Genomic DNA, 24,262 nt, shown 5'->3' with positions numbered 1-24,262 from the left:
TCGAGCTCGCCTCCTCAGGACCAGGAGGAGCTGCGAGCCTTCCGGGACGATCCGCGCCGGGCCACCGGACAGGGCCGCGACGCCGCACTTCACCCGCTGCACAGGGCGGCCATCGCCATGCGGCTCGGCGGGAACGGAGAGGTCCACCTGGAACCGCGTGGCACCGGGTGGCGGCGGGTCGCACCCCTGGCCCTGATCGAGATCTTCGAAGCCCAACAGGCCTGTACCTGGCCGCGGTTGAAGGTGTACCGCAACGACCGGTGCGGCACCGCGTTCTTCGACCGGTCGAAAAGCAACAGCGGGGTCTGGCACGACGTCAAGGTCTGCGGCAACGCGGCGAACCTGTGGGCCTACAGGGCACGGCAGCGGGCCGAGAACGCCTCGTAGGCGCGACCCCCCCGGCACGACATGGCCGGCCGCCGCTGTGACGGCGGGGTAGTCACCAAGAGCACCTCCGCCGATGGCCGTGCCCCCGCACACACCGAGGAGTACGGCTGTACGCCCTCGGGCAGCTCGGACTCCTCCAGGGTTCGGAGTTGGACGAGCGCTGACTTCCGTTCCCGCGGGAAGAGGGGCGCGGGACTCGACACTGTGACTCAGCTCCCTTTGGGGACCGCAGGCTGCGCTCATCGACACTTAGGGGCATATGCTCCTAAGTGCGGGATGGGGCAGGGCGGCCCCGAGAGCCGGGCCGGCAGCGCACACGACTTCCCCGTCAGCCAGGAGACCGGCCACGGCACCGCACGAAATCCATCCATGAGGCGCTGGAGAGGCTGGTCCTAGATGACTCTGCCCGAAAACCCCTACCCGACCGCTGTCCTTCCCCGCGCGATATCAGCCGTGCCGATCCCTCGCTGGGAGCGCCGGGACTGGTGGCGCACTGGTGGGCTGCTGGCAGTGATCGCAGCGCTGCACCTGGTGGCGTTCGGCATCCTGGCCACGCTCGTGGCCCCACATCATTACAAGGTCGGCGGTGAGGTCTTCGGTCTCGGGCTCGGCGTGACCGCCTACACGCTCGGCGTACGGCATGCGTTCGATGCCGACCACATCGCCGCGATCGACAACACCACCCGCAAGCTCATGGCCGACGGCAAGCGCCCCGTCTCCGTCGGCTTCTGGTTCGCGCTGGGCCATTCCACCGTCGTGGCACTACTGGCCGCCGGGATCGCCGCGGGTACACGGCTGACGACGACGCTGACCAACGACGACTCCAGCACTCGCCGCCATCTGGGGGTGGTCGGCACGCTGGCCTCGGGCGGCTTCCTGTACCTGATCGCCGCGCTCAATGTGCTCGCCCTCGCCGGGATCTGGCGGGCGTTCAAGGCGATGCGCACAGGCGAGTTCGACGAGCACGAGCTGACCAAGCACCTCGACAACCGCGGATTCATGAACCGCGTCCTGGGCCGGCTCACCCGGTCCGTCTCCCGCCCTGGTCAGATGTACCCGGTCGGGCTGCTCTTCGGAATCGGGTTCGACACCGCCACCGAGGTCACGCTGATGGTGATGGCCGGCTCCGGCGCCGCAGCCGGGCTGCCGTGGTACGCGATCGTATGCCTGCCGCTGCTGTTCGCCGCCGGGATGAGCTTGTTCGACACCCTGGACGGGACGTTCATGAATTTTGCGTACCACTGGGCTTTCTCGAACCCGGTCCGCAAGGTCTACTACAACCTCACCATCACCGGCCTCTCCATCGCCGTCGCGTTTCTGATCGGCACGATCGAGCTGATCGGCTCCCTGCACGACCAGCTCGGCTTGACCGACCCGATCACCGGCGAGATCTCCGCGGTCGATCTCAACAATGTCGGCTTCGTGATCGTCGGAGTCTTCGTGCTCGTGTGGGCATGCGCAGTGGGTTACTGGCGCATCGCGAAAGTCGAGCACCGCTGGAAGCATGCGGCCGGCCGGGCCGGCACAGGCTGAGAGCACGCATGGGTCCCGCCGAACAGTGCCCCGGCGCGCGGGAGCGACAGATCACCGCTCAATTTATACTCGCGCTTTAGGGAGCCGTTCTGTGACGAACAGCAGCGCCGTCGGACAACGCCGCCGTAGATGCCGGTCCGCTCTGGGCCCGGATCTCACGGCGGTCTTGCACTGCGCCGTCCGCGAGGCTCTCTGCCGATTGAACGCGGTGGCGGCAGGGGTGTACCTCCTCGACGAGGACGCCACCGAGATCCGAGTCGCGCTCATCGTGGGCGGTCCCCCCTCCCTGTTCACACTTCCGGGACGGATGGAGCTGGACGCGCCCTACGCCTCGGCACGCGCCCTGACCTCGGGACGTGTGGAGATCCTGGCCGATCCGTATCAGGTAGAAGCGGGCCATGAACAGCATGTGCCGCCCTATCCGTACGTCGCCCTCGCGGCCCCCGTCATCGCCGCCGACCAGCGCTTCGGTGCCCTCACCGTCCTTCGGACGGAGGAACAGGGCGACTACCAGGAGCATGACCGATCGCGCTTGCAGCAGATAGGGAGCGAGCTTGCGACGGCCCTCGCCAAGCTCGCCGCGAGTGGGGCGGAGATCAAGCCCGGTCCGATGCCGGTGCTCGTACCGGCCGGGACCGATGTGGACACGAACGTCTGCGCGCCGGGCTGGGGAGTGGCCGACGTCCCCGGCTCCGGGGGCATGAGCCTCATGTATCCGCTGCGGCGACTCGCCGACCTGCTGAACCAGATCACGACCATGGATGACATCGTCGCGGCAGCCCAGTACTGCGTCATGGACCCGTTCGACGCCCAGGCCCTGGTCCTGACCTCGGCGTCCGAGGACCGCCTCTGGGTCCTCGGACACAGCGGGGCCTCGTGCGGCCTGGTCAAGAGCCTCCACGGCGCCCGGTTGGACTCCAGTATCCCGGCAGCGGAGGCGGTCCGAGGGCGCCCGCTGTTCATCTGTGCGCGGCCGGCCCACTCCGGGAGGTCCGACCGCGACGTCCAATCCGAGGCGTACCTGCCTCTCATCGGATGCCGGAAGGCCACCGACCTCCCTCTCGTCGCGAGCAGGAACGTCGTCGGCGCCTTCTGTCTGACTTTTCAAGGGCCCCGCGGCTTCCCGCCCGAGGAAAGGGCGGTCCTGACCATGATGGCGGAAATGCTGGGCGCGGCCTTGGAACGCGTCGAACTGAGTGAGAGGCAGCATAAAGTAGCCGAATACCTCCAAAGGACGCTTCTTCCCTCCACGCTCTCCGAGCTGCCCGGACTGACCACCACAGCGCGTTACCGACCTGCCACAGCCACGTCCATGGTGGGTGGTGACTGGTACGACGTGATCAAACTGCCGGGTGAACGGATGGTGCTGGTCGTCGGCGACGTGGAAGGCCACGCCATGGAGAGCGCCGCCGTGATGGGCCAGGTGCGCACTGCGGTCGCCGCCTATGCGACCGAAGGACATCGCCCCGCGGCGGTGATCGACCGTACCGGCAGGTTGCTCACCGAACTGGGTACGGACCTGCTTGTGACCTGCTGCGTCGTCTCCCTGGACACGACCGACGGCATGGCCGAGGTCGCCCTGGCCGGCCATCCCGAACCGCTGGTACGCGGCCCCGACGGGAGTATCCGCACCCTGGAGGCACCCTCGAACGTACCCCTGGGCGTCAGGGTGCCGGATGCTTACTGGGGGCGTGAGCACGTCCTTGAGCCCGGATCCGTCGTGATGCTCTACTCCGACGGTCTGGTCGACTGGCACGCGAGCGACCCGGGATCCGGTGCGCGAGCAATGCTCCGCTCGGGCAGCCACGCAGCCGGGGCCGATCTGGAACAACTGGCCGACCACCTCATCGTCGAGGATCTCGGCCCCCAGCACCGCCGGGACGACGCCGTGCTGCTCCTGGCCCGCTATGAAGGTGCTGTCGGCGAGGGTGCGCCCCGAACGGGGCATCTGCAGATCCCCCGCCGCGACCTGCAGGGAGTCAAGACGGCCCGCGGCTTCGTGGTCGACCGGCTGTCCTCCTGGGGGCTGTCGGGCATCTCCGACGACCTACAGCTCATCGCGTCCGAGGTCGTCACCAACGCGCTCATCCACGCGGACAGCGACGTGGACGTCCGGCTGCGGGCCTTCGCGGATCATGTCCGGCTGGAGGTGAGGGACTCCGACAGCAACCCGCCCATCCCCTCGCACCTGGCGCTCACCGAAGGGGAGAACTCGGCAGCCGAGCACGGCCGCGGTCTCCTCATCGTCGAGGCCCTGGCCGGACCGTGGAACAGCTCCCCCAACGGGCGGGGCAAGACGGTGTCACTGGACATGCGCATCCCGCTGGACGAGCCGTGACGCGTCCCGTCCGTAGCCGCCGGCACGCGTCGTGCCGAGACCGTCGCTCCAGGCGGCCGATGGCCGCGGTCGGTGCATGACGGTCGGACCTACCGCCGGCCGATCGGACGTTCTCGGGCCCGGTGACGTCCGGACGGCCCCGGCTTGCTCCCCGTACCGCTCGGAGCGAGCGTGTCGTCACTCGGCCCAGGGCTGGAAGCCGGTGCCGAGGACGGCTTCCAGAGAGGCGCGCAGCTGGGCTGCGTCGCCGGCTCCGAAGCTCTCCTCGAACCGGGCTTGGACGGCGCGCCACAGCGGCAGCGCCGCTTTCATGCGGGAGACGCCGTCCGGTGTGATCGTGACGATCCGCGCGCGGCGGTCGGCTGCCGACGGCTCGACGGTCACCAGACCCTCGCGCGCGAGCGGCTTGAGGTTGGAGGCCATCGTGGTGCGGTCCATGGCGATCCCCTCAGCGAGGCTGGTGATCGTCATTTCGCCCGCCGCACTGAGCTTCTGCAGGATGCTGAACTGCGTCGCACGAAGGCCGACCGGCGCCAGGGCCTTGTCATAGGTCGCGCCGAGATACCGGGACGCTTTGCGCAGTGCCAGGTTGTTGCAGGTGTCGGCGAGGTCCGTCGGCGTAGTGGGCATGGTCTCCTCCAGGGCTCTCGCACCCATGATAGGAGTACGTGCTCGCAAATTGAAGGGGCGGCCGGCCTGCCGCCGATGGGCGAGCCCTGCGATATCACCCCTTGCGGACACGAGCACCCCGCGCGAGGCCGCGACGAATGCGCGGCCGCCTCAACAATCCGGCCTTGCCGTCCCATCAATACGCGCATATGCTCGTAAGCGCCCGTCCTGTCTTGACGTCTCCCTCCGGGCTCCGACACAAGGGCGGCAGACCGGCGGATCCCTGGATGCAGGGCACTCCGTTCGGCGGGCTTGCAGCCGGTCGCCGACGTGGAGCCGGACGCGTCTGACTGAATACGATTTCGAGTAGCTCTTTCCGTATTGATCTCATATGCGAGGTTGTGCCGTGGATGGTATTGCCGACATGGGAGGAACCCCGGGATGGGGCCCCGTTCACCCGCCGAGGCCTGATGAACCGGTCTTCGAGGAACCGTGGCAGCGCCGAGCCTTCGCGCTGGGGATCCTCTCCAGCCGCGTTGCGTGCGGCGGCGTGAACGCGGACGCCTTCAGGCACGCGCACGAGCGCCTGGGCCGGGCCGCGTACCTCGAGGACGGCTACTACGGGCGCTGGCTCAACGGCGCGGAGCTGATGCTCACCGAACGCTCCATCCTGGCGCCGGGAGCGATCGACGCCCGCGCCCGCAATCTCCGCGGCGAACATGTCGAGGAGCCGGCGATCCCGGAGCCCGCCAGGCCCGACTACGCCCCGACCGCCGAGGGCTCACTGCGCACCGTGGACACCGCCCCGGTCTTCGCCGTCGGCGAGCGTGTACGGGCCAAGGACATGTCGCCGCCCGGGCACACCCGACTGCCCGGCTACGCGCGCGGACACATCGGTGTCGTCGACGCCATCCAGCCCGCCGCCGTACTGCCGGACACCAACGCCCACTTCCAGGGCGAGAACCCGCAGCACGTCTACTCGGTGCGATTCGACTCACGCGAACTGTGGGGCGCCGACGTCGAACCCTTCTCGATCACCGCGGAAATGTACGAAAGCTACCTGGAGACCACCTCATGACCACCACCGCCGGATCCGGCGAGCGCCTTCCGGTCGCACTGCGCACCGAGGCGCTCGAGCAACTGCTCACCGAGCGGGGCCTGATCGACCCCAAGGTGATGAACGGGATCATCACCGAGTACGAGACCAACGTGGGCCCGCTCAACGGCGCCAAGGTCGTCGCCAGGGCCTGGACCGACCCGGACTACCGGCGACGGCTGCTCCAGGACGGCACCGCCGCCATCAAGGAACTGGGCTTCTCCGGTGCGCAGGGCGAGCACATCGTCGTCGTGGAGAACACCCCCACCACTCACAACGTCGTGGTCTGCACGCTGTGCTCGTGCTACCCGTGGCCGGTCCTCGGCCTGCCGCCGAGCTGGTACAAGGACCCCGCCTACCGCTCGCGCGTGGTCAAGGAGCCCCGCACGGTCTTGTCCGAGATGGGACTCGAACTCGACGACGACGTACGGATCACCGTCCACGACTCCACCAGCGAGGTGCGCTGGCTGGTCCTGCCCGAGCGTCCGGCCGGCACCGAGCACCTGACCGAGGAAGAACTCGTGCCGCTGGTGACCCGGGACGCGATGGTCGGCGTGGCCAAGGTGACAGCATCATGAGCGCGCCACTGGAGATCGAGGGCCCCGCCGCACCGCCCCGCGCCAACGGCGAGCTGGTGTTCGCCGAACCCTGGGAGAGCCGCGCCTTCGGCATGGCCGTCAGCCTGTACGAGGCGGGCGCGTTCACCTGGCCGGACTTCCAGGCCGCGCTGATCGCCCGGATCAGAGCATGGGAGACCACGGCGGCGCAGGACGAGCCCTACAACTACTACCAGCTGTGGCTGGCTGCCCTCGAGGACGTGCTTGTCGGCCTGTGCGCGGTGTCCACGGACGAGGTCACCGCACGGACCCAAGCCCTGTCAGAACGCCCCGTGGGCCATGACCACCGGGACGATCACGGCCACGGCCACCACCACGACCATTGATCCAGGCCGCTCTCCCTCACCGCCGACTGCGACATCGACGCCGAGCCCCGGATCGTCACTGAACAGTCCGGGGTTGGCGAACTGCCTTTCGCTCGAATGAATCGGCGAAGCAAGCGTTAATACATTGCCAATGTTGGCCTAGAAGGCCGAGCGCGACGCGTTCGTCTCCGGCTCGCCGTATGAACGGCCTGTTTACTCGGCCAGTCCTCTCTGCACACTCCGCGTGCCGAGCCGTGACCGATCACTCTGCTGGCTCATGTTCGGAGCACCAGTCAGACATAGGCTAACCTCGCATGGTCATGTTGCTCAGGGCTCAAAGGTGAGCTGTCGAGTGTCCCGCTACCACCGGTCCAGCCTCGAGACTCAAGGAAATCCCCATGCAGCCCGGTTCCACCGCTGAACTGCACGACAGCACGGCCGTCCACCCGCCCCAGGAGCCGTCGGCCAAGCGGACACCCGTCCGGGCTTGGTTGCAGCCGTCTCTGATCGGGCTGATCGTGGTTTCGGCCTTCATCAGCTGCTACGTGGGGCTGGCACGCGCTCCGAAGCCACGTCACCTCCCGGTCGCCGTGGTCGGCAGCCACCTGTCCACGCAGATCCAGCACGCCCTCGGCGACAGCATCGACATCCGTTCGGAGCCGGACACCGCTGCGGCGGACCATGCGCTGAAGCACCGGGACGTCGTCGCGGTGGTGACCAAGCGGGGACGAGGCGGTCTGTCCCTCAGGGTCGCCGGGGCCAACGGGCTGTCCACCACCAGCGCCGTGGAGAGTCTGGTGTCCGCCTATGCTCACGGCGCGGGCAAGACCGTGAAGATGACCGATGCCGTGCCGCTGGCCCGCTACGACAGCCGGGGCCTGGCAGGTTTCTACGTCGCCTTCGGCGTCACCCTCTCCGGCTTCGCCCTGGCGCAAAGTGTCCTCGGGCTGTCCCAGCTCCTGCATCTCCGGCACCGTTTCACCCTGATGGCGTGCTTCGCGGTGGCCGCCGGCATCGTCGCCGCCACGCTGGCCGGGCCGGTCCTGGGCGCGGTACCTGCTCCCTTCGCTCTGCTGGCGGTGACCCTGGCGCTGCTGTCTGCTGCCGCGGCCTTCACCACCAAACTCCTCGGGACCTATCTCGGCCCGGTGGGTATCCCCGTGGCCACGCTTCTGCTGCTCACGGTCGGCAACGCAACGAGCGGGGCAACCATCGGAGCGGATCTGCTCCCCAGCGTCGCGCACGCGGTCTCAGCCGTTCTGCCTCCAGGAGCGGCCGTGCGCGCGATCACCGACCTGAGCTACTTCGACGGAGCCCACGCCATCGCTCCCCTGGCGACTCTCGCCGCCTGGGCCGTGGCATCCGCACTGCTGGTGTGGGGACGCTCCACCTACCACGCGGCGAAGCGTCGACAGGGGTGACCGAGCCTCGACGGAAGCGGTAGCCGTCGGCGGACGGGCATCCTTCGTAACCCGCTTGGACCAGCCAGCACGCACTCCCTCGCCTCGAGTGGAACCGTAGAGGTACGGGCTCCGGGCACCTGCTTGCCTCGAACGCGCACCGCGCAGCTTGCGGCCAGGACGAACTTCCACGCGAAGGGAAGAGCAGCGTATGACCTGCTCGAAGGGTTCATGCACGAGAAACTGCTGAGCAAGATCGCGAACGAGCTCCTGCGTCTGCGCCATGACGCGTCCCGCAGCTCGCAGGACCGGTCGACGCCCACCGGCTACGGCTTGGACACCGCGCTGATCGGTGACTTCGTCACGGGCAAGCTGGACGCCCCGCGTGAGGCGGCGCTCGCGGACCAAGTGGCACGGCTGCTGCCGTTCCACTGGTCCCTGCCCAACACACTGGCCGGGGCGATGACGCAGGTCATCGACTACCTGGAAGGTCATCAGGGTCTGGTGACGTGGCTGGACCGGTACCCGGGCCGACCGCGACTGGTGGCGCGGCTGTACGTCTTCATCGGGCTCCTGGACCAATTCAGCGAAGAGTCCGCGGTCGTCACCGCCCTGCGCGAATCCAGGGAACGGACACCCTACCCACCGGGACTCCAGGGTTATCTGGTACCGGAGACGGACGACGAGACGCTCGGCGGCATCGCCTTCAAGATCGAGGAATTGCTCGGCGACGGTCAGGTACACGAGGCCGTCGAGCTGGCTCTGGCCACGGTGACGTGGCTCCAGCAGGTGGCGCCGCGCGCCGCGGAACTCGACTCCAAGATGGACGAGCTGAGTGAGCTCATGGACCACACGCGCCGTGAAATCGAGGCTGCCGCAGCCGAGTTGTAAGCGTCGCTGCACCATCGACCAGTAAGCCGGGGCCGGCTCAAGCCGGTACCCGGCTCGAACTCGTGTCAGCGCCGCTGCAGACCCAGAGTCTCTCGCGAGCCTGCCGGTACGGGCCGTTCCCCCACGTTCAGTCGCGCTCGCAGTAATGTTCAGCCGCCCTTTGGGTATCGCGCGCTCCTCCTGGGGAGGATCACCTCCCATCCATCCGCACTCCTGCCTCGGCAGTCGCCGCAACAACTTCGGCCGCAACTGGGCCATTTGACGTCGAACGGCACCACAGGGCAGACGCGGTTGCACCTGCCGGTGCCGTCTATGCGATGTCCAGCACAGCAAGACAGTCCGAGGCGAGTGGGGAACGAATCCCAGCGAGGATCGATGTTCTCAGCACTGATGTACCGTCAGAAGTCTTCTGGGAGACGGCTGGTACGGAGGTCGTCCGGAGCACGGCGCTCTTCGCGGCGGCGGTGGTCCGCGCTCGCGAGCGCCCTCGGCGCGGCAGCACTGATCATTGCGACTCCGACTGTCGCCAACGCCAACGTCCTGACTCTGCTGCCGCAGAACGCCGACGGCCTGGAGCAGAGCTTCTCCCCCGCCTACGACTACGACAAGGACGGCTGCTACGCCACAGCCGCCATCGGCGCCGACGGCACCATCAACCCGGGCCTGAAGCTCGGCGGCGACGTCAACGGGCACTGCCACGACTACGCCCAACTCGCCAACGCCAACACCTACTCGCGCGAGAAGTGCAACAACGGCTGGTGCGCCGTGATGTACGCCAGCTACTTCGAAAAGGACCAGGCCACGCTCGGTCCCGCCGCCATCGGCCACACCCACGACTGGGAGCACGTCGTGGTCTGGATCAACAACAACGAAGTGCAGTACGTGTCGGTCTCCCAGCACAGCGGCTACCAGGTGGCACCGCGCTCCTCCGTGCGCTTCGACGGAACCCATCCGAAGGTCGTCTATCACAAAGACGGCGTCTCCACGCACTGCTTCCGTTTCGCCAACAACAACGACGAACCGCCCGAGAACGCCACAGGCGGTTGGTTCTATCCCCGCCTCGTGGGCTGGAACGGCTACCCGAGCGGCTTCCGTGACAAGCTCATGAGCGCCGACTTCGGCGCGGCCACCATCAAGATCAGGGACAGCGACTTCAACTACCACCTCGCCCACTCCATGCCGTCCGGCATCCCCTTCGACCCGAATGCCTGAGCGCAGCGGCTCACGGTTGACGGGCCGCCGTGGGAAGAACCGTTGATCACGGTGGGACGGGCGGCCTCGGCGCTGCCCGTCCCACTCGCGCGCGCCTCGTCGTCCGAGGTGGTGCCGCCGTCCACGGCCGGTCCGAACTGCTGCCACCACCTGACGGCGGAGGAGCCCCGTGGTGGAAGATGTCACCGCAGCGTAGGTGACACAAGGGAATGTGGACGGCCGAAGTTCGCCATGTGGCGAAGGCCGCCATGAGCACGGCGGAGGATCAATGGGACTTGACGTCCTGGGGCTTACGGAGGAAACAGAGCGCGTCTACGTGGCCTTGGTGGCACATCCGCGCTGCACCGCGTCGGAGCTCGGTGCGGCCTGCGGGCTGCCTTCGGCCAAGGTGGGGCGGCTGCTGTCGAAGCTCGTGGCCGACAGATTGGCGACCAAGGCGGCCGTACGTCCGCCGCGCTATTCGGCCACTGCCCCCGATGTCGCCGTGACCGCACTCATCCAGGAACGGGAGGAGCAGCTCAACGAGGCCCGCTCCGCGGTGCACCGCTTGATGGACATGCACCGTGAGGCCACCCGGGTCGCCCATCCGGATCTCGGCGTCGAACTCCTCACCGACCGGGACGAGCTCAGCAGAGTGGCCGGCAGGCTGATCCTCGACGCCCGGGAGCAGGTCCGTGCGTTCGACCGGCCACCGTACGTCAACCGGCCCGGCACCAACCTGGACGTGCAGACGCAGCGCCAGCGGGCCGGAATCGCCCATCGGGTCGTCTACGACCGGGAAGCAGCCGCCTGGCCGGGGCGGATGCAGGGCGACATACTTTCCAGCATCAGAACGGGCGAGAAGGCACGGATACGCCCCGAACTGCCCCTGAAGCTCGTGATCAGCGACAGTGAGGCGGCCGTCGTCCCCTTCAGCCTCGCGTCCCAGGGACAGTCGGCCGCCTACCTCATCCACCGCTCCCCCCTTCTCGCGGCCTTGGAGGCCCTGTTCGAGGCGGAGTGGGAACGGGCCGTCCCGCTGCGGGACACCGACGGGACCGCCACCACTGGGCCCGAAGCAGAATCCCCGCCCTCCGACACGACGAAGCCCGACCCGGAGACCCAGTCCCTGCTGAACCTGCTCGCCTCGGGTCTCACCGACTCCGCCATCGCCCGCGCCCAGGGCTGGAGCGAGCGGACGACTCAGCGGCGTATCCAGCGGCTGATGGAACGCCTCGGGGCGTCGACACGCTTCCAGGCGAGCCTCGCCGCGGCCCGCCGCGGCTGGCTGTGAAGCGCATCAACCAGCGTGCGCCCCGATACGTACTCCCCCAGGTAGGCTCGGGGCGTTCCCGGGACTGGAGGTACTCGTGGGCGTTGAATGGGTTCGACTCAAGCTTGATCTGGACGTGTTCGACGATGCTCGGTTCGAGCTGTACCTTCGGAGCTGTCGGCAGGCAGGCGTCGAGTTCACGACCATGGCGGCCGTCGGCGACGCGGCCAGGCATCGACGCGCACTCTATGACCTGAACAGGACGTGCTCCGCCGACATCCCGGGGCCGGGCGAGTTCCACACGTTCGACGAGTACCTCGCCCAGCGCATCGAGACCCCCACATATGACCCCCGAGGTGTCGTCCTCGCCGTGGATGGTGGGTCATGGGTCGGCATGGCGGCGACGTCGATCCGCCCGGAAGGACACGCTTTCAGCGAGATGACCGGAGTCCTGGCCAGCCATCGCGGAAGGGGACTCTCGCTGGCCATGAAGCTCCTGGCCATCGAATACGCACGCTCTGCCGGCGTGCGCTGGCTGCGGACCATCCATCACCCCGGCAACGCCCCGGCCATCGGAATGAACCGACGACTGGGATTCGTCGACGACGCTCCGCCAACCGCAATGGCATGACGGCCCACGCGCCAAGCCACGCTCGCTCCGGCCACGACCACGCCGAGGCGAATACCTGGACGGCGCATCGCCGACGGGCGAACGGTGCGTGATGCGGCACTAGGGACGCCATGCCTCCCGGTAGTCGGGGTGGTCGGTGTAGGACTGCGAGAGCACGCGAAGCGCGTAGGCAAGGCCGACCCAGCGGGGGTCCGAGGGATCCATGGCTTCGTGGTCCCGCGCCAGCATGCCGATCAGATCGAGCATGGGCAGGTGGCTGTCGAGAAGGGCTTCGCCGCCGAAGGTGTGAGCCACGTAGGCATAGGCGGGGTCGTCGTCCTCGTTGCGCGCGCGGAGGAACTGCGAGAGGTCGTCCATGTGACCAGGGACCCCAGCACTCACCTGCCCGCCGGGATGAGGAAGCCAGCGATATGGGGCACGGCCTGTGGAGCGATGGCGAGTTTGCCGGTTCGCATCGCCAGGCCGCGCCACTCCTTGAGTGGGTTGTGACTGGCCGGTCGGAAGGAAACGCGGTCGGGCCGGACTGCCCGCTCTCTTCCGGCTATTCCCCGGAGGCTTCCGCATTGTCCGGTGGAAAGCCGTACCGTCCTTGGAGCCGTACGAAGCAGGCCGCGGTCAGGACACGCCGCTGCTCCAGGCCCGAAGCGGTGCGCACGAAGCACACCACCTGCTCGTCCCCGCCCGGGCCCATCGGCTGGACGAGGCGGCCGGACGGCCGTATCTGCGCCACCAGCGGTGCGGGTACCTCCGGGAACGCGGCCGACACGACCACCGCGTCGAACGGGGCGCGGTCCGCAACGCCTTCAGTGCCGTCTCCGACCCTCAACTCCACGTTCCGTACGCCCTGTCGGGCGAGATTCTCGCCGGCCTGCCGTGCGATGCCGGGCCGTGTCTCGATGGTGACCACGTCGGCGGCCAGTCGGGCGAGCAGGGCGGTCTGGTAGCCGAGACCGGTACCGACTTCCAGGACGTGCTCGCTCCCGTCGAGGTCAAGGCTCTCGATCATCATGGCGGACAGCGACGGCTGCGTGGTGACCTGCCCTTGCCCTATGGGCAGGGGCTTGTCCTGGTAGGCGGAGGTCGCCAGAGCGGCCGGCACGAATTCCGCCCGGGGCGTCATCCGCACCGCCTCGAGCAGCAGCTCGTCCCTGACCCCGACAGCTCTGAGGGCCCGCACGAGATCCTCGGGCCTACCGGACACGACATCCACGGGCCGCTCACCCCACCGGAGACGTAGGCGGCGGCACTGCCGTTCTAGCCCTGAGGGATGGCCAGTTCGCGGCCTCGGTAGAAGGAATTTTCCTCCTGAAGGACGTACGGTGCCATGGCGTCCCGTCGGCGCGCCTCTTCGTCGGAGGACCGCCACGCGTCACAGGACTTCTGGGATTCCCAGAAGGACACGCCCATGATCTCCTGCCCGTCGTCGGACCAGTAGGCGAAGGCACGGCTCATGCCGCCGGGGTGCGAGTGCGGACGCCAGGCCCGCTCGAACTCCTCCAGGCTGCCCGGCTTGATGCGGCGCGTCGTGATCCAGACGTACTTCTCTTCCATCCTGGCCTCCTTCGATGCGACCGCCCCGATGAAGGTCCTTCCCACCACCATAGGAGCCGACCACGGGTTCCGCCTGGGCGAGCAGAGCCGGCGGCACCCCGCGGCGGCAGCGCACGCGGGAGAGATGCGCCGTATGACTTTCTGGGGGACGCTGGCAGCACACGCGCCCTCTTCTGGTGCGCACCCCTTCCACCACACGCCCCGGAGGCGGGTCACATGACCATCTCGCGTTCCAAGTCCAACCCGACCACCCTCTCGAACCTGGCCGCGCGCGTGTCCCATGCCTTGCCGCGCCGAGGAAGAAGACACGACTCCCGCTGGTCCGGTTACGCGAAGACGTTGCGGTCCGTCCGGCCCGGGCGGTCCCGCCGGTCCAGCCGCGCAAGGAGCCTCTGGCCGGGGCACAAAGCCTGACCGACGTCCCGCTCTCCGTCATGGCAGAGCCTGTGCGCGCCGCGGGACTTCGGACGGCCGGGCCCGCACGCCCATGAGGCCGACGGGGGGCGCGCCCCGGAGTCGACACGACCCGTTGATCCCACTCGTCGGCCCAGTCTCCTGAGGCGCCGTCGGGGCAAGTGCCACAGGAGGCGTCACGGCAGCACGGAACGCTCCTGGCAACCATCACCTACGCCATCGGACCACCCGTGCCGCGAGCTCCGGCGGAACAGCGCGTCAGCTCGGCTGGTACGTGGGCGGTGTGCTCTGGCTCGCTCCGATGGGCTGCTGCGCCCACACGGTCTTCCCCTGTGAGTTGAAGCGGGTGCCCCAGTTGTCGGCGACATTGGCGATGATGAACAGTCCCCGTCCGGTCTCGTCGACGGTGCGGGCGTGTCTGAGGTGCGGGGCGCTGGTCGCGGAGTCACTGACCTCACATGTCAGCAGCCGATCGAGGATGAGGCGCAGCCGGATGGGCGGGGTGCCGTAGCGGACCGCGTTGCCGACGAGTTCGCTGGCGATGAGCTCGGTCGTGAAGGCGCTCTCTTCGTCGATCTGCCAGGTCTTGAGCTGGCGGCGGACCGCTGCACGCGCGAGGGGCGCCGCCTCGGGGTCGGGAGGCAAGAGACAGGTGAGGACTCGATCCGGGGGCAGCGCCTTGGTGCGGGCAACCAGCACGAGCTTCTCGCTCTCGTCGCAGTCCCTGAGCGCGTAGGCGATGGTGTCGCACAGGTCGTCCATGGGCCTTGCCGCGCCCTCTTCCAAGAGAGAGTCCAACGACGCGGACGGCATGCGGATTTCCTTGTTGACCAGCGCCAGGACGCTGCCCTCGGGGATGGTGATCTTGGTGGCCGGGAACGGAGCGCTGCCCGAGCCGGCGAGCAGCGGGCCTGCCGCCACGGGCACTCTGACCGTGCTGCTGCCAGGGGCGACGGCGAAAGGCTCCGGCAGTCCGGCTCGGACAATGGCGCACTCCTGCTCCACCGAGTCGTAGACCACGATCAGGCAGCTGGCGGTGAGCGGCTCACGGTGCAGGGGGTCGCCGACCGGCAGCGCGGCTCGTTCGGCGGCCAGACGGGCGGCAGTGTCACTCAGGCGTGCCATCAACTCGTCCGGCTCCAGGTCCAGGGCGGCCAGGGAGTGCAGGGCCGTCCGCAGTTGCCCCATCGTGGTGGCCGTGGCCATCCCCCGTCCGGCGACATCTCCGACGATGAGCGCTGTTCGCGCACCCGCCAACTCGATCACGTCGTACCACGCACCCCCGCCTCCGGGTCCGGGAATGTGCAGGTGGGAGATCTCCACTGTGGACGGCTTCGCCGGCCGCTGCGGAAGCAGTTTGCGCTTCACGGTCGCGGCGATGGTCCGCTCCTGAGTGAAGCGGCGAGCATTCTCGATGCACAGCGCGGCATGGGCGCAGACGTCGGACGTCAGCGCGATGTCCTCTTCGTCGAAGGGATCCTCCCCTCGGTGGCGATAGAAACTCACCACACCCAGGGCCCCACCCCGCACGGACAGCGGCGCGACGATCAGGGAGTGGGCGTGGGAGCGTTGGATGGACTCTGCTCGAGCCGGGTCGGCGGCAAGCCAAACGCTGTCCTCCTGCACCTGCACGAGCCGTGGCCGCAGATCGGTCAGTACCCGCGAGAAGGGGGTACCCTCCGGGAGCTTCCGCACCTCGCCCACGGGATACGCCGATACCTGCCCCCGAAATGCGGCCCGGCGCAGTGGTACGGCCGGATCGACCGGGGCCAGCGGAGGCTGCTCACCGAGCACCACGGCCTCGATCACCTCGATCACCACGATGCCCGAGACCGCGGGCACGACCGCGTCGGCCAGTTCCTCGCACACGCCCACGACGTCCAGCCGCTGCCCCACCCGTTTGCGGACCTGTTCCAGCACCTTCAAACGCTGCAGTGCCCGTTCCCGTTCGGTGACGTCCAGCGTGGAGACGGCGAGGCCCACAACGTCACCGCACCCGCTCTCGAGACGTGCGTAGGAGACGGAGTAGATCCTCGGTTTGCCGCCGGTGGAGCCCACCATGGATCGCACCAGACGGCCCAGCGCCGGCTTACCGCTCTCCAACACCCCGCGCGCCGCCGCCGTCTCCTCCTCCGGCGCCGTGATCCGGTAGGCCTCGCTGAACACCTGGCCCTGCAGAGAGTCGACCGGGAAACCACGCAGACTACTCACCGCCGTGTTCACGCGGACGATGCGCAGCTGGTCGTCAAGGACGTGCACGCCCACCGGCGACTGGGTGAACATGACCCGCAGGAGTGCCAGGTCCCGCAGCGAAAAGGCGCCTGCGGTGGCCCGCAGCTCCCACACCACCGAAGATCCGGTCAGTACCGGCATCACCACCAGAGCGTGCATAGCCGTGCATGTAGTCCGCAGCCATTCGTCATCGATCCCGGCCTCATGCACCAGTTCGCCCACGGTCCGGCCGATGACCTCCTCCGCGGCCCACCCGAACACCTCCGACGCCAAGGGCGACCAATCGATCACCCGTCCGGCGCTATCGATTCGCATGAGCACGTCACTACTGGACACGGCAACACACACCTCCGTTCCCACTCACACCGGGCGGCAGGGCCACCGGGCCGCGAACAGCCACGGGACGACGCAACGCGCCCATCTCCCCATGGTGAGTTCCGCAGGCGGGCCACCGCCAACGGCAGACAGCGCTGGCCCAGTGGGACCGCTCGATCAGACGCGCTGCCGCCTGCCGCGGGGGCACCCCCAGGTCGGACGGGCGTCATGCCGCCTTCCGGGCTACCACGGAAGACCGCCCCCATCACAGACGGTCACGTCCGCGTGGCATTGAGTGTGCACACAGGCTTGGAACTGGATCGGTGCGACGCGACCCGTCCCGTGGAGCCAGTGCCGGTCGAGGACAAGTCGGTCGCGCGGCCGCCCCCGATGGCGGCCACGTCCCCGCCGGGTATGGGCGCCGACCTGCGCCGCCCACGATCCTGACGGGCGGCGACCGGACACCCGAGCGGGCAGTGCCCGGGTGTCCGGTCGTCGGGATCCGTTCCGGTCGGTCCCCCCGTAGCCGTCAGGCGGCCCTGCCCTCGTCGGCCTCCAGCCCCCGGTCGACACCATGGGGGACGACCGTCTGGCCGGGCTCCAGGTGGAGACGCTTGCCGTCGAGGTAGACCTCGACCTGGTCCGGCTCGAACGACACCATGTCGTTGATCCGGTCGACCTCCCGGTAGGCGTCGGGGTACGACCAGGCGGCACGGCGGGCGTCGCCGATGTCGTAGTAGTCGCACAGGCCCTTGTAGGGGCAGAACGTCTTGCTTTCCACCGGGCGCAGCCGGGTTTCGTCGATATCGGCGCGCGGGACGTACCAGCGCGGGGCGAATCCCGACTCGTAGAGCACGACGGGGTGTTCGGAGCGAGCCACCACGGTGTCGCCCTGGCGGACTTCCAGGGTGCGGGACGTGTCGCGGATGTCGATGCGGTGGTACTGGTCCGCGGCGTGTCCCAGGATGCGTTCGTCCTCTTCGTAGAAGGCGTCCATCGCGCGCCAGGCGAACGCGATATGGCCCTCGAATACGGCGGCGTGTTTGGGCAGCGCGGTGAACTCCCATGCGGCGCGTTCGGTGGTGCGGTCGCCTGCGTGGACGGCGTACCAGGTGGTGTCACCGAGGTCCTTGTGCTGGGTGACCTTGCCGCCGGCGACCAGCGCCTGCTCATCCACGTCCTCGCGGGGGAAGTAGGCCACCGGGTACCGGCTCGGCTCGTGCAGCACGATCACGTTCTCGCTGTCGGCGATCCAGGCGTCGTTGAACTGCACACGCATACGGCGACGCAACCGCTCGGCGAACAGCATGCGTTCCGGCGGGGGTTCGGGAGTGAGGAAGTGTCCGTTCGCGCCCGGGGAGAGGGGGCCTTGCTGCCAGGACAGTCCCATGGTGTTTTCCTTCCTGGTGCGGAGTGCGGCGTGGTGGCTGCACCCCGGGGGTGCGGGTGAGCGTCGTGCCCGGTCAGGGCCACCGCAGCCGCCTCGACCCTGGGTGCGTCAGGCCAGGACGCGGCCGAGGAAGTCACGGATGTGCCCGGTGATGGTCTCGAGGTGGCTCTCCAGGGCGAAGTGCCCGGACTCGAGCAGATGGATCTCGGCCTTCGGCAGGTCCTGGCCGAACGCCTCCGCTCCTGCGGGGCCGAAGATCTCGTCGCCTGCTCCCCAGACCGCCAGCAGCGGGACCTGGGAGTCGCGGAAGTACTGGTGGACCTGCGGGTAGAGGTCCACGTTGGTGGGATAGTCGCGGAAGAGCCCGAGCTGGATCTCGTCGTTGCCGGGCCGGTCCAGCAGTGCCTGGTCGTGGACCCAGTTGTCGGGGCTGACGAGGCTGGGATCGGCGACTCCGTTGAGGTACTGCCAGCGGGTGACCTCGGCGGTCAGGGCGCCGCGCATGGGCGCTTCGGTGTCCGGTCGCGGGTCCTTGGCGTAGGCGAACACACCGTCCCAGAAGGGCTTGACGAAGCCTTCCTCGTAGGCGTTGCCGTTCTGGGTGACGATCGCGGTGATGCGGTCCGGGGCCTGGAGTGCGAGCCGCCAGCCGATGGGGGCTCCGTAGTCCTGTACGTACATCGCGAACCGGTCGACGCCGAGGTGCTGGAGCAGCCCTGAGGTGACCTCGGTGAGGGCCTTGAAGGTGTAGCGGAAGTCCTGCGGCGACGGCATCGCGGACTGGCCGAACCCGAGGTGGTCGGGGGCGATGACGTGGTACCGGTCGGCGAGCGCCGGGATCAGGTGGCGAAACATGTGCGAGCTGGTCGGGAAGCCATGGAGCAGTACCACGGCGGGTGCCTTCGGATCGCCGGCCTCCCGGTAGAAGACCTCGAGGCCGTCGATGGTGGCAGTGCGGTGGTGGACTGCGAGAGCCATAACCCTAACCCTTCTTTTGAGTTTGAGTGGTTATACAACCAGTCGACCACGATCCAGCTAACCTGTCAATCCACTTTTAGCGGTTACATCGAGAGTCCTGAGATGGGTGCCGCCGCGCCCGGACGGAGCGCACTGATCGGTCACCGGAGGCCGAGAAGGACGGGATCGGACCCGTGGCCTGGTTCCAGCCTCCGCCCGTGGACGGTCATGAGCCGACTCAGCCGGCCAGGGCGCCCGGGCAGCGGAGGCCGACCCGGGAGCGTCGCAGCAACCCCGCGACAGGCTTCATGGCGGACTCAATGGGACGCTTTTTTCGGAGTCGGGCCCGGTGCGTTTCCACACCTCGGTTCCCGGCATGGTCACGCCATTCGACGATCGAGCCCGCCTCTGCACGCGCGGTCTTGCTCACCGAATCTCACTAAGATCGGTCATATCGCACAGATCCGACCGTCAGAGGAGCCGCACCCCGCCGGCCATCCACACGGGAGAACCGCAATGGCGACGCTGCTGTCCGTCAACGTCGGGACGCCGAAAGACGTCTCCTGGCAGGGAAGGACCGTCCGCACCGGAGCGTGGAAGGCCCCCGTAGAGGGCTCCCGGATGGTGCGGCGGCTGAACATCGACGGAGACGGCCAGGGAGACCTGGCCGGGCACGGCGGCGAGATGCGCGCGGTGCTGGTCTACCAGGTGCAGTCCTACCAGTACTGGCAGAAGCAGCTCGGCCGTGACGACCTGACGTTCGGGATCTTCGGTGAGAACTTCACCGTCGACGGCCTGCCCGACGACGAGGTGTGCATCGGCGACCGGTACCGCATCGGCGAGGCCGAGTTCGAAGTCACCCAGCCGCGCGTCACCTGCTACCGAGTCGGTATGCGCTTCGGTGAACCGTCCCTCGCCTCTCTCCTGGTCGCCCACCACCGCCCTGGCTTCTACCTGCGGGTCATCACCGAAGGACGCGTACAGGCCGGCGACGAGATCACTCTCACCCGCAAGGGCCCGGAGGAACTCAGCGTCGCCGACATCGACGCGCTGCTCTACCTCCCCGACCGCGACCCGGCGAAGCTGTGCAGAGCTCTGAACATCCCCGCCCTGAGCCCGGGATGGCAGCAGTCCTTCCGTGAACTGGCCGACGCTCAGCAGCCCTGCCAGGAACCGGGATGGCCGGGCGAACGCGCCGCCGCGCAGCAACCGAGACAGCAACCCGTGTGGCCGGGCTTCAAGCGCCTGCGCGTCGCCCGCATCGTCCCGGAGACCCCCACCATCTCCTCGATCTACCTCGACAGCGCCGACGACACCCCACTGCCCGAGGCCCGAGCGGGCCAGTACCTCTCCATCCGTCTCGCCACCGGCGAAGGCTCCCCCGCAGTGCGCAGCTACTCCCTGTCCTCCGCGCCCGAGGCCGGCACGTACCGCATCAGCGTCAAGCACGAGCCCCACGGTCTGGTGAGCCACTACCTCCACACGAACCTCCACCCCGGGGACCTCGTGGAGATCGCCAGCCCCCGTGGAAGCTTCGTCCTCGGCGGTGGAGCCGGCCCCGTCGTCCTCATCTCGGCGGGCATCGGCGTCACCCCCGTGCTGGCCATGCTCCAGCAACTCGCGGCCGTACGAGACCCGCGGCCCGTCTGGTGGATCCACACCGCCCACGACCGTGCCCACCACGCCTTCGCGGCGGAGGCCCACGCCCTCCTGGCCCAGCTCCCCGACGCCCACGAGCACATCTATTACACCGCCGAAGCCCCGGGCCCCGACGAGCCCCACGTCACCCAGGGCCGCCCGACCGCCGCTTCGCTGGCGGCCATGGGCGTTCCCTCCGACGCGGACGCGTACCTCTGCGGGCCCTCTGCCTTCATGGACGACATCGGCGGCTACCTGCGCGATCACGGTCTACGCCCCGAGCGGATCCATACGGAACAGTTCAGCGCCCTGCCCGCCATCAACCCCGGCATCACGCCCACCGCCGCGGTCAGACCCCACCAGCCGCCCGGCCCGAGGGGCACGGGCCCGCTCATCACCTTCGCCCGCAGCGGCATCACCACCCCCTGGTCGCCGGCCCACGCTTCACTCCTGGAGCTCGCCGAGGCCTGCGACATTCCCACCCGCTGGTCCTGCCGCACCGGCGTGTGCCACACCTGCGTCACCCACCTCGTCTCGGGCGACATCGCCTACACCCTGCAGCCCCTGGAGCTCCCCGAGACCGGCACCGTCCTGGTCTGCTGCAGCGAACCCGCCACCGAAATCGTCCTGGACCTCTAGCCCTCTGATCCATGCGCTCGCGGTCGAACACGCATCTGCGCCCTTCGCGGTCCGGCCCTCTTGCCTGCCTGGAGCTCCAGTGCCCTGCCGACCACACCTTCGCCGACTGAACGGCACCCGGACGGCAGGCAAGGGCGACCGGCTGCGGCCGAGCGCAGCAGAGGCGCGTCGCCCGGCAGCCGGAAGCCCATCGGCCCCGGAATGCGTGTCACTCGGACGGATGTTCCCGAAGATCCATCGCGCTCACAGTTCCCCGACGGCTGCGCCCAACTCGAGTTCGGTGCGGGAGCGCTCCTGCAATCCGCGCTGCATGAGGGCGCCGAGCCGGGCGGTGCTCGATGGGTCGCGCGCCAGGATCTGGAAGAAGCCCGAGTCGACCTGGACGTCCTCCTTGGGCGCGAGTGCGGCCGCGTTGATCCGGCGCTTGGCGAGTCGCACGGCGGCCTCGGGGAAGCCGGCGATGCGCTCGGCGAGACGCTCGACGTAGGGGACCAACTCCTCGTCCTGCAGGGCCTTGTTGACCACGCCGATGCGCTCGGCCTCCCGTGCGTCGAGGTCCTCACCAGCGAGGATGATCTGCATGGCCCGGCCACGGCCGACGAGACGTACGAGGTGCTGGACCGCGCCCGCGCCGGGATAGGTACCCAGGCCCACCTCGGGCTGGGCGATCACCGCGCGCTCGAGGGACGCGAACCGCATGTCGCACGCGTACAGGAACTCCCCGCCGGCGGCGCGGGCACGGCCTTCGAGGAGGGCGATCGTGACGGGCCGGGCCTCACTGAGCCGCCGGTACAGCGCACCGAGGCTGACGTCGTCCGGTCCGCCGGACGTCGCTGCCGTCGCCGTGTACTGGGCGATCCGCTGCACGTCCACGTGTGGGATGAAGAAGTCCTGATCCGCGCTGCGGAAGACGACGACGCGAGCGCTGCCGTCGGCCTCGGTGTCGTCGAGCAACGCGATCAGGTCCGCCACGAACCGCTCGTCGATCAGGTTGATCGGAGGGTTGTCGATCGCGGCCCACAGGACCCCGTTGCGTAGTTCTGCCCGAATCGTGGAGTAGTTCCAGGGCATCGGCTCCGACTCCTTCGCTGTCTTCCTTCATCAGTGGTCGCTTGCGATTTGCAAGTGGCATGACTACCTTGGCCGAGTCGCTTGCGATTTGCAAGCGGACGAAAGGACCGCAGGTCACCTGCCAACGGCACCGCAGTGCGGACATCACGCAAGGAGACTCGGCATGGTCGAGCGCACAGAAGAGTCCATTCACCTGCCCGACGGCACGGTGCTCAGCGCATGGCTGTTCCTGCCGGACGGCACCGGACCCCACCCGGCCATCACGATGGCGCACGGCTTCGGCGGCACGAAGTACCACGGCATCGAACCGGTCGCGCGCCGACTCGCAGAGGCCGGCTTCGCCGTCTCGCTCCACGACCACCGCGGCTTCGGCGAGAGCGGCGGCGAGCCACGCCAGGACATAGACCCCTACCAGCAGATCGAGGACTGGCGGCGGGTCATCTCCCACCTGCAGACCCTCGACGTGATCGACGCCGACCGGATCGGCGTGTGGGGCACGAGCTACGCCGGCGGACACGCCCTCGTCCTCGGAGCGACCGACCGGCGGATCAAGGCCGTCTACTCGCAGGTGCCCACCATCAGCGGCTCCCGGAGCGGGCAGCGACGCGTGCCGCCGCACCTGACCCGCGGGCTGGAGGAGTCCTTCGCCGCGGACGAACTGGCACAGGCCCGAGGCGAGGCCCCGGCCGTGCAGGAGTTCGTGAACGCCGACCCGGCGGTCACCGCGTCCTACCGGAACGAGGACGCGATCAACTTCTACCTGGGGCACGACATTCCCGAGGGCGTCTGGGAGAACCGCGTCACGGTCCAGTCCAACCGGCGTGCCCGGTCCTACGACCCCGGCAACTGGATCGACCAGATCTCCCCGACCCCGCTCATGATGCTGGTCGGCACCCATGACACCGTCGCCCCGACCGACCTGGCCCTGAGTGCCTACGAGCGGGCACTCGAGCCCAAGGAACTCGTCCTCCTGCCGGGCGGCCACTTCGATCCGTACCTCGACGGCCTCGACGCGAGCACGGGTGCAGCCGTGCGCTTCTTCCGCTCGCATCTGACCAAGTGACGCGACGGGCTGCACGCCAGCGGGGCGGCGGGCTGCCCTGAGAGGGGCCGGCCCCGACGCCCCGATGCCCCGGCTTCCGGACGCCCAGCCTCCGGTCCGGAATCCGGGCATCACCACCTTGCTCTACAATTGCAAGGAACCTGTGATTGGGGGCACCGATGAAACGTCGAGAGCTGGTCAATTCGCCCTGCCCGATCGACCGCTCCCTGTCGGAGGTCGGCGACACCTGGACGCTTCAGATCCTCCGCGACGCCCTGCACGGCGTGACACGGTTCACGGACTTCAACAAGCACATCGGCCTTGCCACCAACGTCCTGTCCGCCCGGCTGCAGAAGCTCGTGGCGGTCGGGATCCTCGAGATCCGCGAGTCGGCACTCGGCAACTCCCACGAGTACGTCCTCACCGAGAAGGGGCGGGATTTCCACACCGTCCTCGCGGCTCTGCGCCAGTGGGGGCAGAAGCACCTGTTCGAGGACGACGAGCCGATGAACCGTGTCATCGACGCGCGCACAGGGCAACCGCCACGGCCGCTGACGCTCACCGCCGAGGATGGCAGGGAAATGTCGCCCGACGACATGCTCGTGGTCCAGTCGCGGGCGGCGGACCCCATCGAAACCGCCGTACCGATCGACACGCCTCGCCGCCACTAGGCCTGAACCGCCGACCTTCGGCGTCACCAGAGGACCTCGATACGACTTGTCGTTCCCTGCGAACGGTCCAC

General features: G+C 68.5%; 22 protein-coding genes. 14 read left to right on the top strand and 8 right to left on the bottom strand.

Annotated elements, in window-relative coordinates; all coding sequences use genetic code 11:
- Positions 1–117 precede the first annotated feature (117 nt).
- From ACWDA7_RS20360 to ACWDA7_RS20350, 3 genes are all read left to right on the top strand, one after another.
- The gene (locus ACWDA7_RS20360) at positions 118–387 is read left to right on the top strand and encodes a CGNR zinc finger domain-containing protein (RefSeq protein WP_450605656.1); all 270 of its coding nucleotides are present in this window, start codon (positions 118–120) and stop codon (positions 385–387) included.
- Positions 388–783: 396 nt separating this feature from the next.
- Positions 784–1,920: a HoxN/HupN/NixA family nickel/cobalt transporter gene (locus ACWDA7_RS20355; protein ID WP_450605655.1), complete on the top strand. Its 1,137-nt coding sequence runs from the start codon at positions 784–786 to the stop codon at positions 1,918–1,920.
- A 91-nt stretch (positions 1,921–2,011) separates the two neighbouring features.
- Entirely contained in the window at positions 2,012–4,258 is a 2,247-nt protein-coding gene (locus tag ACWDA7_RS20350; protein WP_450605654.1) for a SpoIIE family protein phosphatase, read from the top strand.
- Between the two features lie 177 nt (positions 4,259–4,435).
- Here the strand turns inward: ACWDA7_RS20350 and ACWDA7_RS20345 are convergent, their stop codons facing one another.
- Positions 4,436–4,915: a MarR family winged helix-turn-helix transcriptional regulator gene (locus ACWDA7_RS20345; protein WP_359400181.1), complete on the bottom strand. Its 480-nt coding sequence runs from the start codon at positions 4,913–4,915 to the stop codon at positions 4,436–4,438.
- A gap of 358 nt (positions 4,916–5,273) precedes the next feature.
- Here ACWDA7_RS20345 and nthB point away from each other — a divergent pair, with 358 nt between their 5' ends.
- The 8 genes from nthB (at position 5,274) to ACWDA7_RS20305 (ending at position 12,271) form a co-directional block, all read left to right on the top strand.
- Complete coding sequence (gene nthB, locus ACWDA7_RS20340; protein WP_450605653.1) at positions 5,274–5,945, top strand: nitrile hydratase subunit beta; 672 nt, start codon at positions 5,274–5,276, stop codon at positions 5,943–5,945.
- Positions 5,942–6,541, top strand: a complete 600-nt coding sequence (gene nthA / locus ACWDA7_RS20335) for a nitrile hydratase subunit alpha (protein ID WP_450605652.1) — start codon at positions 5,942–5,944, stop codon at positions 6,539–6,541. Before nthB ends, nthA begins: the two co-directional genes overlap by 4 nt.
- A complete protein-coding gene (locus ACWDA7_RS20330; RefSeq protein WP_450605651.1) occupies positions 6,538–6,906 on the top strand; it encodes a nitrile hydratase accessory protein in 369 nt (122 codons plus the stop codon). The genes nthA and ACWDA7_RS20330 overlap by 4 nt, the downstream gene beginning before the upstream one ends.
- A 377-nt stretch (positions 6,907–7,283) precedes the next feature.
- Positions 7,284–8,306, top strand: a complete 1,023-nt coding sequence (locus tag ACWDA7_RS20325) for a hypothetical protein (protein WP_450605650.1) — start codon at positions 7,284–7,286, stop codon at positions 8,304–8,306.
- 210 nt (positions 8,307–8,516) lie between these two features.
- Positions 8,517–9,176, top strand: coding sequence for a hypothetical protein (locus ACWDA7_RS20320; RefSeq protein WP_450605649.1), 660 nt, complete (start codon positions 8,517–8,519; stop codon positions 9,174–9,176).
- A gap of 375 nt (positions 9,177–9,551) precedes the next feature.
- The gene (locus ACWDA7_RS20315; RefSeq protein WP_450605648.1) at positions 9,552–10,388 is read left to right on the top strand and encodes an NPP1 family protein; all 837 of its coding nucleotides are present in this window, start codon (positions 9,552–9,554) and stop codon (positions 10,386–10,388) included.
- A 268-nt stretch (positions 10,389–10,656) separates the two neighbouring features.
- Positions 10,657–11,661: a helix-turn-helix domain-containing protein gene (locus ACWDA7_RS20310; RefSeq protein WP_450605647.1), complete on the top strand. Its 1,005-nt coding sequence runs from the start codon at positions 10,657–10,659 to the stop codon at positions 11,659–11,661.
- 76 nt (positions 11,662–11,737) lie between these two features.
- Positions 11,738–12,271 carry a GNAT family N-acetyltransferase gene (locus tag ACWDA7_RS20305; RefSeq protein WP_450605646.1) on the top strand — a complete coding sequence of 178 codons (534 nt, stop codon included), beginning with the start codon at positions 11,738–11,740 and terminating at the stop codon, positions 12,269–12,271.
- Positions 12,272–12,370: 99 nt separating this feature from the next.
- Here the strand turns inward: ACWDA7_RS20305 and ACWDA7_RS20300 are convergent, their stop codons facing one another.
- From ACWDA7_RS20300 to ACWDA7_RS20275, 6 genes are all read right to left on the bottom strand, one after another.
- Entirely contained in the window at positions 12,371–12,628 is a 258-nt protein-coding gene (locus ACWDA7_RS20300; protein ID WP_450605645.1) for a DUF6221 family protein, read from the bottom strand.
- Between the two features lie 184 nt (positions 12,629–12,812).
- Positions 12,813–13,481 (bottom strand): protein-L-isoaspartate(D-aspartate) O-methyltransferase, encoded by a 669-nt coding sequence (locus ACWDA7_RS20295; protein ID WP_450605644.1) that lies wholly within the window; start codon positions 13,479–13,481, stop codon positions 12,813–12,815.
- A gap of 44 nt (positions 13,482–13,525) precedes the next feature.
- Positions 13,526–13,822: an antibiotic biosynthesis monooxygenase gene (locus ACWDA7_RS20290; RefSeq protein WP_450605643.1), complete on the bottom strand. Its 297-nt coding sequence runs from the start codon at positions 13,820–13,822 to the stop codon at positions 13,526–13,528.
- Between the two features lie 672 nt (positions 13,823–14,494).
- The gene (locus tag ACWDA7_RS20285) at positions 14,495–16,789 is read right to left on the bottom strand and encodes a SpoIIE family protein phosphatase (protein ID WP_450605672.1); all 2,295 of its coding nucleotides are present in this window, start codon (positions 16,787–16,789) and stop codon (positions 14,495–14,497) included.
- A gap of 523 nt (positions 16,790–17,312) precedes the next feature.
- Positions 17,313–18,173 carry a DUF427 domain-containing protein gene (locus tag ACWDA7_RS20280; protein ID WP_450605642.1) on the bottom strand — a complete coding sequence of 287 codons (861 nt, stop codon included), beginning with the start codon at positions 18,171–18,173 and terminating at the stop codon, positions 17,313–17,315.
- Between the two features lie 108 nt (positions 18,174–18,281).
- Entirely contained in the window at positions 18,282–19,151 is an 870-nt protein-coding gene (locus ACWDA7_RS20275; protein WP_450605641.1) for an alpha/beta fold hydrolase, read from the bottom strand.
- Between the two features lie 495 nt (positions 19,152–19,646).
- Between ACWDA7_RS20275 and ACWDA7_RS20270 the strand changes: the two genes are divergently transcribed.
- Positions 19,647–21,407 carry an MOSC domain-containing protein gene (locus ACWDA7_RS20270; protein WP_450605640.1) on the top strand — a complete coding sequence of 587 codons (1,761 nt, stop codon included), beginning with the start codon at positions 19,647–19,649 and terminating at the stop codon, positions 21,405–21,407.
- Between the two features lie 243 nt (positions 21,408–21,650).
- On the opposite strand, the gene ACWDA7_RS20265 is transcribed toward ACWDA7_RS20270, so the two are convergent.
- A complete protein-coding gene (locus ACWDA7_RS20265; protein ID WP_450605639.1) occupies positions 21,651–22,478 on the bottom strand; it encodes an enoyl-CoA hydratase/isomerase family protein in 828 nt (275 codons plus the stop codon).
- Between the two features lie 163 nt (positions 22,479–22,641).
- On the opposite strand from ACWDA7_RS20265, the gene ACWDA7_RS20260 reads away from it, so the two are divergent.
- Both ACWDA7_RS20260 and ACWDA7_RS20255 read left to right on the top strand, forming a co-directional pair.
- On the top strand, positions 22,642–23,541 hold the full coding sequence (locus ACWDA7_RS20260) for an alpha/beta hydrolase (protein WP_450605638.1): 900 nt from the start codon (positions 22,642–22,644) through the stop codon (positions 23,539–23,541).
- 158 nt (positions 23,542–23,699) lie between these two features.
- On the top strand, positions 23,700–24,191 hold the full coding sequence (locus ACWDA7_RS20255) for a winged helix-turn-helix transcriptional regulator (protein ID WP_450605637.1): 492 nt from the start codon (positions 23,700–23,702) through the stop codon (positions 24,189–24,191).
- The last annotated feature ends 71 nt before the right edge of the window (positions 24,192–24,262 follow it).

It is taken from the genome of Streptomyces sp. NPDC001156 (assembly GCF_053598275.1).
Note: the sequence above shows the minus strand (reverse complement) of the source record. Positions and strands in the feature narration are given on the sequence as shown.